The sequence below is a fragment of the Xanthomonas sp. 3793 genome (genome assembly GCF_024806835.1).
GTDB classification, from domain to species: Bacteria; Pseudomonadota; Gammaproteobacteria; order Xanthomonadales; family Xanthomonadaceae; genus Xanthomonas; species Xanthomonas arboricola_F.
This window is the reverse complement of the sequence record NZ_JANTYU010000001.1, coordinates 1,037,987-1,051,934: the sequence shown is the minus strand read 5'-3', so window position 1 is coordinate 1,051,934 and position 13,948 is coordinate 1,037,987. Positions and strand designations below refer to the sequence as shown.

General features: G+C 66.0%; 13 protein-coding genes. 7 read left to right on the top strand and 6 right to left on the bottom strand.

Going from position 1 to position 13,948, the window contains the following annotated elements:
* Positions 1-87 precede the first annotated feature (87 nt).
* Positions 88-888 carry a dienelactone hydrolase family protein gene (locus FHY18_RS04385; RefSeq protein WP_259151717.1) on the top strand — a complete coding sequence of 267 codons (801 nt, stop codon included), beginning with the start codon at positions 88-90 and terminating at the stop codon, positions 886-888.
* Between the two features lie 212 nt (positions 889-1,100).
* Here the strand turns inward: FHY18_RS04385 and FHY18_RS04380 are convergent, their stop codons facing one another.
* Positions 1,101-2,099 carry a polyprenyl synthetase family protein gene (locus FHY18_RS04380; RefSeq protein WP_046962709.1) on the bottom strand — a complete coding sequence of 333 codons (999 nt, stop codon included), beginning with the start codon at positions 2,097-2,099 and terminating at the stop codon, positions 1,101-1,103.
* 261 nt (positions 2,100-2,360) lie between these two features.
* Between FHY18_RS04380 and FHY18_RS04375 the strand changes: the two genes are divergently transcribed.
* The 5 genes from FHY18_RS04375 (at position 2,361) to FHY18_RS04355 (ending at position 7,885) form a co-directional block, all read left to right on the top strand.
* Positions 2,361-2,900 carry a single-stranded DNA-binding protein gene (locus FHY18_RS04375; protein WP_259151715.1) on the top strand — a complete coding sequence of 180 codons (540 nt, stop codon included), beginning with the start codon at positions 2,361-2,363 and terminating at the stop codon, positions 2,898-2,900.
* A gap of 1,000 nt (positions 2,901-3,900) precedes the next feature.
* A complete protein-coding gene (locus FHY18_RS04370; RefSeq protein WP_259152494.1) occupies positions 3,901-4,806 on the top strand; it encodes a TIM barrel protein in 906 nt (301 codons plus the stop codon).
* Positions 4,807-4,836: 30 nt separating this feature from the next.
* Positions 4,837-6,522, top strand: coding sequence for a GMC family oxidoreductase (locus FHY18_RS04365; RefSeq protein WP_259151714.1), 1,686 nt, complete (start codon positions 4,837-4,839; stop codon positions 6,520-6,522).
* Positions 6,522-7,097, top strand: a complete 576-nt coding sequence (locus FHY18_RS04360; protein WP_259151713.1) for a gluconate 2-dehydrogenase subunit 3 family protein — start codon at positions 6,522-6,524, stop codon at positions 7,095-7,097. The genes FHY18_RS04365 and FHY18_RS04360 overlap by 1 nt, the downstream gene beginning before the upstream one ends.
* Before the next feature lie 44 nt (positions 7,098-7,141).
* Complete coding sequence (locus tag FHY18_RS04355) at positions 7,142-7,885, top strand: DUF1080 domain-containing protein (RefSeq protein WP_259152493.1); 744 nt, start codon at positions 7,142-7,144, stop codon at positions 7,883-7,885.
* A gap of 256 nt (positions 7,886-8,141) precedes the next feature.
* On the opposite strand, the gene FHY18_RS04350 is transcribed toward FHY18_RS04355, so the two are convergent.
* From FHY18_RS04350 to FHY18_RS04330, 5 genes are read right to left on the bottom strand one after another with little or no spacing between them, the layout of a single operon-like run.
* The gene (locus tag FHY18_RS04350; RefSeq protein ID WP_259151712.1) at positions 8,142-8,438 is read right to left on the bottom strand and encodes a cytochrome c; all 297 of its coding nucleotides are present in this window, start codon (positions 8,436-8,438) and stop codon (positions 8,142-8,144) included.
* Between the two features lie 18 nt (positions 8,439-8,456).
* A complete protein-coding gene (locus FHY18_RS04345; protein ID WP_259151710.1) occupies positions 8,457-9,311 on the bottom strand; it encodes a sugar phosphate isomerase/epimerase in 855 nt (284 codons plus the stop codon).
* A 19-nt stretch (positions 9,312-9,330) separates the two neighbouring features.
* Positions 9,331-10,455 (bottom strand): Gfo/Idh/MocA family oxidoreductase, encoded by a 1,125-nt coding sequence (locus FHY18_RS04340; RefSeq protein WP_259151707.1) that lies wholly within the window; start codon positions 10,453-10,455, stop codon positions 9,331-9,333.
* Between the two features lie 12 nt (positions 10,456-10,467).
* Positions 10,468-11,685, bottom strand: a complete 1,218-nt coding sequence (locus tag FHY18_RS04335) for an MFS transporter (protein WP_259151705.1) — start codon at positions 11,683-11,685, stop codon at positions 10,468-10,470.
* Positions 11,686-11,711: 26 nt separating this feature from the next.
* Positions 11,712-12,764: a sugar phosphate isomerase/epimerase family protein gene (locus FHY18_RS04330; RefSeq protein ID WP_259151704.1), complete on the bottom strand. Its 1,053-nt coding sequence runs from the start codon at positions 12,762-12,764 to the stop codon at positions 11,712-11,714.
* Between the two features lie 95 nt (positions 12,765-12,859).
* Between FHY18_RS04330 and FHY18_RS04325 the strand changes: the two genes are divergently transcribed.
* Positions 12,860-13,870 carry a LacI family DNA-binding transcriptional regulator gene (locus FHY18_RS04325; protein ID WP_259151702.1) on the top strand — a complete coding sequence of 337 codons (1,011 nt, stop codon included), beginning with the start codon at positions 12,860-12,862 and terminating at the stop codon, positions 13,868-13,870.
* The last annotated feature ends 78 nt before the right edge of the window (positions 13,871-13,948 follow it).

Below are 13,948 nucleotides of genomic sequence, written 5' to 3'. Positions count from 1 at the left end.
CAGCCACTGCTATGCCGCTTCCGTGCGCCGCGACCAATCCTGCACGCCGGCTGGGCCTACACTCGCGCAAATCCCGGGAGCAAGCGCATGCACAAGCAACGGTCGTGGAGCGGTATGGGTCTGGTCGGCGTGTTGGCCTCGTTGGCATTTCCAGCGATGGCCGCAATGCAGGCCAAGCCACTGGAATGGAAAGTCGGCAAGGACACCTACAGCGGCGTGCTGGTCTACGACGATGCCGGCGACGCCAAGCGCCCCGGCCTGGTGATGGTGCCGAACTGGCGCGGCGTCAACGACTCGGCAGTGAGCAAGGCCAAGCAGATGGCCGGCGACGACTATGTGGTGCTGGTAGCCGATGTGTACGGCAAGGGCAAGCGTCCGGCCAACGACAGCGAGGCCGGGCAGTTTGCCGGCGCCCTGAAGAAGGACCCGCCGACGTTGCGCGCCCGCGCGCTGAAAGCGGTGGATGTGCTCAAGGCGCAGGCCGGCAAGGCGCCGCTGGATGCATCGCGCATCGGCGCGGTGGGGTTCTGCTTCGGCGGCACCACGGTACTGGAGCTGGTGCGTGCCGGTGCGCAGCTGGCCGGCGTGGTCAGCCTGCACGGCGGTATCGCCACGCCTAGCCCGGCGGCTGCCGGCGCGGCCAAAACGCCGCTGCTGGTGCTCAACGGCGCCGACGACAAGAGCGTGAGCAAGACGGACATCGCCGCCTTCGAGACCGAGATGAATGCCGCAGGCGCCGACTGGCAGTTCGTCAATTTCAGCGGCGCGGTGCACTGCTTTGCCGAAGCCGATGCCAACAGCCCGCCCGGTTGCCTGTACAACCCGCGCGCGGCCAAGCGTGCGTACCGCATGCTTGGCGACTTTTTCGATGAGCGGTTCGGTCAGTAGCAGGGATTGGTGATTCGGGATTCGGGATTCGCAACAGCGCGGTTCCGTCCTTCAATCAATCAATCAATCAATCCCTGGTTGTGCTCAGCGATCTGTGCCTAACAATCGTTCGGCGATCAAGTCTCGGGATTCGTAAGAGTGCGAACAAGGCCGCTTTTGCGAATCCCCAATCTCCAATCCCAAATCCCGTCCGGAGCGCCCAGCGCTCCGGATCAGTGCGTGCGTTCGACCGCGTAGCGCGCCAGGCCGCGTAGCGCGGCAACCGCTGGGCTGGCGGGCAGGGTGTCCAGCGCCTGTTCGGCGGCGGCAGCGTATTCGGCGGCGCGCTGGCGGCTGTAGTCCAGCCCGCCGGTGGCGTGGATGGCGGCCAATACTTCCGGCATCGCGGCTGCATCGCCTTGTTCGACGATCTGCCGCAGGCGCTGCTGCGTGGCCGCGTCCGAATGCGCCATCGCATGGATCAGCGGAAGCGTGGCCTTGCCTTCGGCCAGGTCGTCACCCAGGTTCTTGCCCAGGTCGGTGGCATCTGCGGCGTAATCGAGCACGTCGTCGGCGATCTGAAACGCAAAGCCCAGCTGCATGCCGTAGTCGTAAAGCCGTTGCTGCACATCGGCATCCGCGCCCGAGGCCAATGCACCCAGGCGGGTGCCGGCGGCGAACAGCACGGCGGTCTTGCGCTCGATCACCCGCAGGTAGGCGGCTTCGTCGGTGTCGGGGTTATGCACGTGCAGCAGCTGCAGCACTTCGCCTTCGGCGATGCGGTTGGTGGTGTCGGCCAGGATCTGCATGACTTCCATGCGGTCCAGCTCGACCATCAGCTGGAAGCTGCGCGAATACAGGAAGTCGCCGACCAGCACGCTGGGTGCATTGCCCCATAGCGCATTGGCGGTACTGCGCCCGCGGCGCAGGTCCGACTCGTCCACCACGTCGTCGTGCAGCAGGGTCGAGGTGTGGATGAATTCGATGATCGCCGCCAACTGGTGATGCTCCGGGCCGGAGCCGCCCGCCGCGTGACCGGCCAGCATCACCAGCATCGGACGCAGGCGTTTGCCGCCGGCGGAGATGATGTGATCGGCGATCTGGTTGATCAGCACGACGTCCGAGGCCAGACGGCGGCGGATCAGTGCATCGACCGCGGCCATGTCGGGCGCGGCGAGGGACTGGATCTGGGGCAGGCCCAGCACGGTGGGGAGGTCTTCGGCGATGGTCATGCGCAGGCGTTCGTGATGAGCGCCGATTATAGGTGTACCGGCAGGATCCGTCCCGCCGGGCGCAACCGCGGCCTTCATATTCGCTGTCGCGCGGCTGCAAAGGCCCGTGCGGGCTGGATTTCCGACCCTGGGCGGGGCGCTTGCCCGGCAGCCGGGCGCGGCAACCTGCCACGACCGTCGGTGGGCAGGTGCGGTAACATTGCCGCACAGACATTCATCGCTGCGCGCCTCCGGCGCCAGCGCATCATTTCGGAAGCAGCTATGGCCCGCGGCATCAACAAAGTCATCCTCGTCGGCAACCTCGGCAACGATCCCGACACCAAGTACACCCAGGCCGGCATGGCGATCACCCGCGTCAGCCTGGCCACCACCAGCATGCGCAAGGATCGCGAAGGCAATAACCAGGAGCGCACCGAGTGGCATCGCGTGGTGTTCTTCGGAAAGCTGGGCGAAATCGCCGGTGAGTACCTGCGCAAGGGCTCGCAGGTGTATGTCGAAGGCGAACTGCGCTACGACAAGTACACCGGTCAGGACGGCGTGGAAAAGTACAGCACCGACATCGTCGCCAACGAGATGCAGATGCTCGGCGGCCGTGGTGAAGGCGGCGGCGGTGGCATGGGCGGCGATCGCCCGCAGCGCGCGCAGGCCCCGCGTCAGCAGGGCGGTGGCGGTGGTGGTGGCCAGGGCGGTTACGGTGGCGGCGGCGGTGGCCAGGACTATGCCCCGCGTCGTCAGCAGCCGGCCCAGCAGCAGTCGGCGCCGCCGATGGACGATTTTGCCGATGACGATATTCCGTTCTAAGCGAATACATTTTTAAAGATGTAAACAAGGGCTCTTGGCGCATTTGCCAAGGGCCTTTTTTTATCCGAGTTGCTGGGTGCTTGCGCCCTTATTGTGTCCAGCGTGAAGAAACCGGACCGGTGGGATAGACATGTCGGCGCGCTCTTGGCGCCCCAGGAAGTGACGATGCATCCTGCTCGCGATCCAAGTCGGCACAGCGATGTTTTCGGCCGGCGCAATTTTCGGTGACGCACTGCGGTGCCGATCTGTCCGGTACCAATGGCTGATGCGACTGTGGTTGCTGGAACACGCATCGGCGATGATCGGTTGCTGATCCGTGTTGCCAAGCGACGAGAGCGAACACCTGCGCGCTCAGGCATCCGACCGCTTGGGTGGGCCGCAAGACTTACGGCAACGGCCGGTTGGCCGGAGTGGGGCCGTGCGTTGGCAAGTTCGACCGCCACAGCCGGCGCCCAAAGACGCTTACGGGTACGTTTACCTGATTCAGTCGGCTACCGTCACTGCAAGATGGGGTCATGCGGATGGGTGCCGAATCGCTCAAGACGATTGCAGTGCGCGAACCCGGGGCCGCGCAGGCTGCTGCATCACTTTGCTTCTGCGCATGCGTAGCAGGACAGACTGTCGCTGCATGCCAGGCTTGCCGTGATGCGAGTCAGGAACGACTGACTGGGTCCTCTGGAATACGCTGGATGATCGACAGAGAAACGGGCGCTAGCGCGATGGCAGGCGTTAACGAGTTACCTGCTTGCGTGCGGAGTTGCTTACAAAAGGCCGCGGTCGACATCGCCGCAATGGGCTGAGATCGTCTGGCCGTCCACCTCCTGCGACGCCCGAGGTTCCATCACCGTGATGCAGCGTCTGGCGCGACAGGGGTTTTGCCCTGCAGCAGGGATTTCGTGCACTGCGTCTTGCAAAACCGCGATTGTCTACTTTATGGTGCAATCGATTGAATTGCGGCGAATGCCTAGCATTTGATACCGGTTGGGAGGCCGGAAAACGGATGTCTATCCAATCGAGCGGGCCGGCGCCGGCCGCGGGGTTCACGCGGCGAGATGCGCTGCGCGTTGCCGTCGCCGGTAGCGTTGGCCTCGGCGTCGTGGGCATGTTGCCTGCGTCTGCCGCTGCTGCCGCTGCTGCGCCGCGCAAGGGCAACCTGAAGCATTCCGTGGCCCGCTGGACGTTTCCGCAGCAGTCGATCGCCCAGCTTTGCCAGACGGTGAAGGGCATCGGGTTCGCCGCCATCGATCTGGTCGGTCCTGCGGATTGGCCCGCGCTGAAGGCCAACGGCGTCTACAGCTCGATGTGCAACGGCGCGGAGATGGGGCTGGACAAGGGCTTCGCCGGCAGTCAGTTCCACGACCAGCTGGTCGAGCGCTACACGCGGCACATCGACCTGGTGGCCGATGCCGGCTATCGCAACCTCATCTGCTTTTCCGGCAATCGCAACGGCATGGACCCCCAGGAGGGCATGGCCCACGCCGAAGCCGGACTCAAGCGCATCCTCGGACACGCCGAGAAGCGCGGCGTCGTGTTGGTGATGGAACTGCTGAACTCCAAGGTCGATCACCCCGACTACCTGTGCGACCACTCGGCATGGGGCGTGGAGCTGTGCCGACGGATCGGCTCGGACCATTTCGGTCTGCTGTACGACATCTACCACATGCAGATCATGGAGGGCGACATCATAGCCACCATCGGCAAGCATCACGCGTTCTTCAAGCATTACCACACCGCAGGCGTGCCTGGCCGGCACGAGATCGGAGACGCTCAGGAACTGCACTATCCCGCCATCTGTCGCGCAATCCGCGATACCGGTTTCGATGGCTATCTGGCGCAGGAATTCATTCCTTCCGCGCCCGATCCCGTCGGCTCGCTGCGCGAGGCGATCCGCCTCTGCGACGTCTGAAACGCTATCCACCAAGGTGAAGTAGAACCCATGGCAGACAATCACTACGACGCCATCGTCGTTGGCTCGGGAATCAGTGGCGGTTGGGCGGCGAAGGAACTGACCGAGAAAGGCCTCAAGGTCCTGATGCTGGAACGCGGACGCAACATCGAGCACGTCAAGGACTATGTCAACGCGATGAAGGAAGTGTGGGATTTCCCGCACTACAACCGGCCGACCCAGGCGATGAAGGCCGACTATCCGGTGTTGAAGCGCGACTACGGCCTGGTCGAGAACCTGCAGGGCATGTGGGCCAACGAAAAGGAATCGCCCTACACCGAGCTCAAGCGATTCGACTGGTACCGCGGCTATCACGTGGGCGGCCGCTCGCTGATGTGGGGACGGCAGAGCTATCGCCTGTCGGACCTGGACTTCCAGGCCAACCTCAAGGACGGTATCGCCACCGATTGGCCGATCCGCTACGCCGACATCGCGCCCTGGTACGACTACGTGGAGAAGTTCGCCGGCATCGCCGGCACGCGCGAGGGCCTGGACGTGTTGCCCGATGGCCAGTTCCTGCCGCCGATCCCGTTGAACATCGTCGAAAGGGACGTGGCCGCGCGGATCAAGAAGGCCTTTGGCGGGACCAGGCACCTGATCCACTCGCGTACCGCCAACATCACCCAGCCCATGGTCGAGCAGGGCCGCGTCAACTGCCAGTATCGCAACAAGTGCATCCTGGGCTGTCCTTTCGGCGCCTACTTCTCGACCCAGTCGGCGACGCTGCCGGCGGCGATGAAGACCGGCAACCTGACCTTGCGGCCGTTCTCGATCGTCAAGGAAGTGCTCTACGACAAGGACCGCAAGCGAGCACGCGGCGTGGAGATCGTCGATGCCGAGAGCGGGCAGACCTATCAGTACACGGCCAAGGTCATTTTCCTCAACGCGTCTTCGTTCAACTCGAGCTGGCTGCTGATGAACTCGGCCACCGATGTCTGGGACGGCGGGCTGGGGTCTTCGTCCGGCGAGCTTGGGCACAACGTGATGGACCATCATTTCGGCGCGGGCGCCTCCGGCCGGGTCGAGGGCTTTGAGGACAAGTACTACTTCGGCCGGCGTCCCTGCGGCTTCTACATTCCGCGGTTCCGTAACGTCGCCGCGGACAGACGCGGCTACCTGCGCGGGTTCGGCTACCAGGGCGGCGCCAGCCGCACCGGGTGGTCGCGCGAGATCGCCGAGCTGAATATCGGCGCCGACCTGAAGGACGCGCTGACGCAACCGGGCGACTGGCGCATCGGCATGACCGGATTCGGCGAAATGCTGCCTCACCACGACAATACGATTCGCCTGGACCCGCAGCGCAAGGACAAATGGGGGCTGCCGGTGCTGGCGATGGATGTGTCCCTGCGCGCGAACGAAAAGGCCATGCGCAAGGACATGGCCGCCGATGCCGCAGAGATGCTGGAGGCCGCCGGTGTCAAGGACGTGCAGATGCACGATGACGACTACGCGCCCGGCAAGGGCATCCACGAAATGGGCACCGCGCGCATGGGCCGCGACCGCAAGAATTCCGTGCTGAACCAGCACAACCAGGTCTGGGACGCGCCGAACGTCTACGTGACCGACGGTGCCTGCATGACGTCCAGCGCCTGCGTCAATCCTTCGCTGACCTACATGGCGCTGACGGCACGCGCGGCGGACCATGCGGTGCGCGAACTGAAAGCGGGGAACCTGTGATGGAACGCCGCGAACTGCTGAAGATGATCGTCGCCGCCACGGGCGCGGCCATGATCGGCCTGCCCGCGCTGGGCCAGGCACAGGCGCCGGCCGAGGGAGCGAAGACCATCTTCTCCGCCGCCGATGTCGGCACGCTGGACGAGATCGCCGAGACCATCCTGCCGCGGACCAAAACGCCGGGGGCCAAAGATGCCAGCGCCGGCCCGTTCATGGCGCAATTCGTCACCGACTGCTACACCGCCAAGCAGCAGGCGGCGTTCCGCGCCGGCCTGGCCGACATCGACAAACGCGCCGGCGGCCGCTTCGTGTCGCTCGCGCCGCAGGCGCGCACCGAGCTGCTGCGCGCGCTGGATGCGGAAGCCAGGAAACATGTCGTCGAAACCACTGATATCGGCACCGCCGAAAAGGCGAAAGCAATGCCGCACTACTTCACGATGATCAAGCAGCTGGCCATCTTCAGCTTCTTCACCTCGAAGGTCGCCGCGACCGACGTGCTGCGCTACGTGGCCGTGCCGGGCCGCTACGACGGTGACATGGCCTATGTCCCCGGTACGCCTGCCTGGGCGACGAACTGATGGGCTGCGACGATGCGCCCCTGCGCCACTTCCCCGGTAACACCATGACCAGACTTCTCCTGATGGCAGCCTGCCTGCTGGCCGCGGCGCCTGCATTCGCGCAGACCAGTGGCGAGCCGTCGCGCGATCCGGCCAAGACCGAGGTTTGGACGCCCGTCCCCGCGACCGTGGCCACGCCCCCGGGCGGCGCGCCTTCCGACGCCATCGTATTGTTCGATGGCAAGGATCTCTCCGCCTGGGAGTCGGAGCAGGGCGGACGGGCGCCCTGGAGCGTTGCCGACGGCGCGCTGACCGTGGTCCCGGGCAGCAAGGGCATCCGCACCAGGCAGCGCTTCTGCGACATCCAGCTGCATGTCGAGTGGCGCACGCCTGCCGCGACCCGGGGGTTCGAAGGCCAACAGCGGGGAAACAGCGGGATCTTCCTGCAGGAACTGTATGAGCTCCAGGTGCTCGACAGCTACGACAATCCGACCTATGCCAACGGCCAGGCCGGCGCGATCTACAAGCAGGCCATTCCGCTGGTGAACGCCTCGCGTGCGCCGGGCGCATGGCAGGCCTACGACATCGTCTGGAAGGCGCCCCGCTTTTCGCAGGGGGGCGGACTCATCTCACCTGCCCGCATCACCGTCCTGCATAACGGCGTACTGGTGCAGGACAACACCGTCCTGTCGGGCAAGACCGAGTACATCGGCGCGCCGTCGTATGCGCCGCATGGGTGCGCGCCGATCTTGTTGCAGGAGCACGATTCCAAAGTCAGCTATCGCAACATCTGGGTGCGCGCGCTGTAGCGCCGGCGCAACGCTGTCGCCGGCATCTTGGGGTGTGCCATCAATCCCCGCGCAGATCGCGCCGCTCTTGCGCATGCACGCAGGCAAGAAGCGCGCGCATGTGTGGCGGATGCGGCTGGGGTGATGGCGTAGCGCCAGGCGCGCAAGAGCTGACCTGCGGATTGGGCTCGTCAGGCCGCCAGCCGGCGCCGCGCGGCTTGGCCTGACTGGCAATCCGACAAACCCAACGCGACCTCTCGGGCATCGGTGGCACGCCCTATTGCACCAGAAAGCTTGCGATGTTGTCGACATCCTCTTGCGACAGCTGAGGGAAGGGCGGCATCAACCCGCCGCCCTTGACGATCTTCTCCTTGATCTGCGCGGGTTGCAGCCGCTTGCCCACGTCGGTTAGCGCAGGAAACGTGGGCGGGACGCCCGCGCGAGTCGCGCCGTGGCAGGCCGTGCAGTGCGTTGCGTAGAGCTGCGCGCCGGCCGTCGGGTCGTCCTTGGACCATGCCGTGGTCGCAAGCGTCGTTCCGAGCAAAGCCACGGCCATTGTCAGGATCGGTTTCAAGCGGGGCTCCTGTGCGCGCTAGCGATGGGTGCCGGCGGGCAGGTGTTCACGCAGGTAATCGGCACCGATCTGGATGACCGTGGCCGGATCGCGCGGACGGTCGTGCTCGATGATGTACCAGCGCACGCCGGCACCCGCTGCGGCAGGCAGGATCGCGTTCCAGTCCAGCACGCCCCGGCCGACGGCGGCGAAGCCGCCCTCGTCCTCGGCCTGGCCTTTCGGGGCATTGTCCTTGGCGTGTACCGCGAACATGCGGCCCTTGAACTTGCCCAGCATCACCGCCGGGTCGTAGCCGGCGCGCGCAACCCATGCCAGGTCCAACTCTGTCTCCAGATCGGGTCCGGCCGCTGCGAACAGCAGCTCCAGGCCGGTCTTGCCATCGAAGTCGACCAGTTCGAAGTCGTGGTTGTGGTAGGCCAGGTGCATGCCCTTGGCCCGCACCCGCTTGGCGATCTGGCCCAGTTCCTGGCCCAATGCGGTCCAGCCCGCGGCATCGGTCGGCCGATCCTTCTCGTCCAGGTAGGGCACTACCAGTGTCGTGTTGCCGATCGACCGGTTGAAGGCGAGCGCGCCGTCCAGGTCCTTGCGCAGATCGGCCAGTTGCACGTGCGAGGAGATCGCCTTGATCGCATACCTGTCCAGCAGCTGCTTGAGTTCGGCAGCGCTGACGTTCTGCGTGCCGACCGTTTCCACCGCGCCCAGGCCCGCGTCGTGGACGATCTTCAGCTGTTGGTCGAGCGAGCCGGCGTTGCGCAGGGAGTACATCTGCACCGCGATGGGTTGTTTCGGGCCGGCGGCGTCACGTGCGAAGGCGGGCAGGGCGACGAGCAGCAGCAGGACGAGGGTCGCGGTCCTGCGTGTAGGCAGATGCATCAGGAAGTCCTCCCGGGATTCAATCGATGGATGTCCAGGCACGCGACCTGGCCGATGTGATGACGCGATCGACGATCAGCGCCGAGCGCACCCCGTCTTCGAAGGTCGGCAGGCCGTCCGGCCGCTCGCCTTCGATGGCGCGATAGGTGTCGGCGACGAACGCCTCGAAGCAATCGCCGTAGCCTTGCGCATGCCCGGCCGGCAATGTGGATAGCCGGCGTTGTTCGGCACTGCCGGCACCCGGCCCGCGCACGAAGATTTCCTCGCGCTGGTCGGGCAGGCCGATCCACAGCCGTTCGGCATCCTCCTGGTCGAACGCCACGCTGGCCCTGGCGCCGTCGATCTCGAACCAGAGGCGATTGCGGCGCCCCGCCGAGACCTGGCTGACCGTCAATGACGCCAGCGTGCCCGCGCCGGTCCTGAACATCGCTGCGGCCACGTCCTCGCTCGCTACCGCCTGCATCGCGCCGCCCGCCGTCGGCGTGCTGAAGCTCTGCCCGGTGAGGGCGCCGCGCTCGGCGATCACGGTCACGAAGGCAGCGCTGACCTCGACAAAACGCTCACCGCCGACCCATTCCACCAGGTCGCACCAGTGCGAGCCGATGTCGGCGAACACGCGCGATGCGCCGCCCAGCGCCGGGTCCACGCGCCAGTTGTTGCTGGCGGGATCCAGCAGCCAATCCTGCAGATAGCTGCCGTGTATCAAGCGCAGCGGCCCCAGGTCGCCCTGCGCGATGCGCGCGCGCGCTTCGCGCACCACCGGGTGATAGCGGTAGACGAAGGGCACCGTGGCAACCAGCCCGGTCGCGGCGGCCAGAGCCGCCACTGCCTGGGCGTCCTGCAATGTCGTGGCCAGGGGTTTCTCGCAGATCACGTGCTTGCCGGCTTGCAGCGCCGCCTGCGCCATGGCGCGGTGCAGATGATTGGGTGTGCAGACGTGCACCACCTGCACCTGCGGATCGGCGACCACGTCCTCGATGTCGCGATAGGCGCGCGGCACATTCCAGGACTGCGCAACCTCGCGTGCGCGTTGCGGGGATGAGGCGGCGATGCCGCGGACCTGCGCACCGGCCAGCAGCGCCGCGCGACGATGCACGGCGCCGATCATGCCCGTGCCGACGATGGCGATTCCAAGCTTGCTCATCGGGTGGGGTTCTCAGCGTGTGGAGGGGATGGCCGCGGCGACCGGCCGGTCGCGGAACAGCAGCAGGAAGGCGACCAGCACGACCAGCGCCACGCCTGCCGGGAACAGCCAGATCTGCTGCCAGTCCGGGCCCGCCGCCGTGGTGTAGTGCTCGACCACCGCACCGGACAGGAACGTGCCGATCAGCATGCCCACGCCGTAGGTGGCCAGGGTGATGAAGCCCTGCGCGCTGCTGCGCGCGGCGGGGCCGGCATGCGCATCGGTGTAGATATGGCCGGTGACGAAGAAGAAGTCGTAGCAGATGCCATGCAGCACGATACCGATCACCAGCAAGGAAAAACCGCCGCCCGCATCGCCAAAGGCGAACATCGCGTAGCGCAGCACCCACGCCGCCATGCCCAGCGCCAGCATCGTCTTGACCCCCAGCCGCACGAACAGGAACGGCATGGCCAGCATCAACAGCACTTCGGACACCTGGCCCAGCGATTGCAGGCCGGCCGCGCCGCGCACGCCCAGATCGTTGAGATACGGGTTGGTGAAGTTGTAGTAGAACGCCAGCGGGATGCAGATGGCGATCGAGGCCAGAAAGAACACCAGATAGGAGCGCGACTTCAGCAGCCGCAGCGAGTCCAGTCCCAGCATCTGTCCCAGCCCGGCGTCGCGCTGTTGCGCCAGCGGCGGGGTGTGCGGCAGGGTGAAGGCATACAGGCCCAGGGCGAGCGATGCCAGCGCCGCCATCCGGAACGTCAGTTCGAGCCGGTGTGCCTGTTCCCAGCCCAGCCAGCCGATCAGCACGCCCGCCACGATCCAGCCGACGCTGCCGGCCACCCGCACGGGCGGGAACTGTTTTTCAGGCGCTTGCATGTGCCGCATCGCCACGCTGTTGACCAGTGCCAGCGTCGGCATGAACAGCAGCATGTACAGCATGACGCAGGCGGAGAACAGGCCGAAGCTCGTCGCCGTGGACGCCAGCCACATGAGCACCGCGCCGGCGAGGTGCAGCACCGCGAGGATGCGCTGCGCGGCGAAGTAGCGGTCCGCGACCAGGCCGACCAGGAACGGCGCCACGATGGCGCCGATGGACTGGCTGAGGAAGGCCGTCGCTACCTGGCTCGCGCTGGCCTGCAGGGGGCCCTGCACCAGGTAGGTGCCCAGGGTCACGAACCATGCTCCCCAGATGAAGAACTGCAGAAACATCATCGCGCCCAAGCGCGACATGGTGTGCCTCATGGCTTGCCCTCCCAGGCGGTATTGGCTCAGATCCCCAGCATGCGGCGCAGCGATGGCGGATCGGCGCCGCTGTCGGCGAAGTCGTCGAAGGCGCGTTCGGTCACGCGGATGATGTGGTCGCGGATGAACGCGGCACCCTCGCGTGCGCCGTCTTCCGGATGCTTCAGGCAGCACTCCCACTCCAGCACCGCCCAGCCCGGGAAATCGTATTGCGCGAACTTCGAGAAGATCGCCTTGAAGTCGATCTGGCCGTCGCCGAGCGAACGGAACCGCCCCGGACGATCGATCCAGTCCTGGTAGCCGCCGTAGACGCCGCTGTGCGCACTGGCGCGATACTCCGCGTCCTTGACGTGGAAGATGCCGATGCGGGCGTGATACCGGTCGATGAAGCCCAGGTAGTCCATCTGCTGCAGCAGCAGGTGGCTGGGGTCGTACAGGATCTTGGCGCGTGGATGGTGGTCCACCATATCGAGAAAGCGCTCGAAGGTCGCGCCGTCGTGCAGGTCCTCGCCTGGGTGGATCTCGAAGCACAGGTCCACGCCGCAGGCGTCGAAGGCATCCAGGATCGGGCGCCAGCGGCGGCCGAGTTCGGCGAAGGCTTCGTCCACCAGCCCCGGCGGGCGTTGCGGCCAAGGGTAGAAGTAGGGCCAGGCCAGCGCGCCGGAGAACGTGGCATGTGCCGTCAGCCCCAGGCGCTGGCTGGCCCTGGCCGCCAACAGCAGTTGTTCAACTGCCCAGGCCTGGCGGGCGGCGGGATCGCCGCGCTTGTCCGACGGTGCGAATCCGTCGAACAACTGATCGTAGGCGGGGTGGACGGCAACCAGCTGCCCCTGCAAGTGGGTCGACAACTCGGTGACCTGCAGGCCGTACCCGGCCAACATGCCGGCGACGTCGTCGCAGTACGCCTGGCTCTGCGCAGCCTGGGCCAGATCGAACAGGTGGGGCGCGCTGGTCGGCACTTGTACGCCAGAATAGCCGAGCCCTGCAGCCCAACCGGCCAGTGTGTCCAAGCGATTGAAGGGAGGTGTGTCGGCGATGAACTGTGCCAGGAACAGCGCCGGACCCTTGAGCGTCTTCAACGTGATTCGCCCTCATGCAATCGATTGAATCATCCTAGCATGGGCCACCCGCAAGACCCGTTGTGCGCTGCACAGCGGAAAGAAGAACCGAGCTCATGGCAACAACCATCTACGACATCGCAAAGCACGTCGGCGTCACCGCCGGCACGGTGTCGCGGGCGCTTTCCCGGCCGGAAAAGGTCTTGCCGGCCACGCGCACGCGCATCGAGCAGGCCGCCGCCGCGCTGGGCTATGTCCCCAACACGGTGGCCAGGACGCTCAAGACCCAGCGCAGCGGCAAGCTCCTGGTCACCGTCCCGGACATCGCCAATCCCTTCTTCGCCCAGATCCTGCAGGGTGCGGAGGACGCGGCGCAAGCCGTCGGCTACGCCGTCCTGCTAGGCGATACCCAACACCAGCCCGATCGCGAGGAGCGCTACGCACAGATGCTCCGACGTAACGAGGCAGACGGCCTGATCGTGCTGGGGCACGGCCTTCCGCCGACGGCGCGTGAGATCGTCAAGCAACTGGGCGCCGCCGCGCCGGTGGTCAACGGCTGCGAGTTCGACCCGGCGCTGGGCATCCCCAGCGTCCACATCGACAACGCGGCCGCCGCGCGCGCCATGATGGAACACCTGTATGGACTGGGGCACGAGCGCGTCGCCGTAGTGGGCGGTCCGCCCGACAATCCGCTGCACCAGCAGCGACTGGAAGGGGCCCGGGCCTCCGGCAAGGCACGCGGCCGTCTGCGCAACCTGACCGTCGTGCCGGGCGACTTCTCCGTGGAATCCGGCCATGCGGCTGCGATGGCGCTATTGGCGCGTACGCCCGCGCCGACCGCGATCTTCTGCTTCAGCGATCAAATGGCGTTGGGCGCCCTGGCCGCCTGCCGGGACCTGGGCATCCGCGTGCCGGATGCGCTGTCCATTGTCGGCTTCGACGACCTGGCGTCGTCGAGTTACCTCACGCCGCCATTGACGACCATTCGGCAACCCATGCGGGAGATCGGTGTCCGCGCGGTCAACCTGCTGCTCGCCATCATCGAAAGGGCGGACGTGCCGCTTCAGCAGACGCTGGATTTCAGTTTGATGTTGCGTGGATCCACTGCTGCCCCCAAGGGTAGGTGACCGCAGGCGTGGGGCAACCGCGACCGTTGGCGCAGATCCCGCAAGCGCCCCGGCTTTCGTCCGTCTTCTTGACCGACT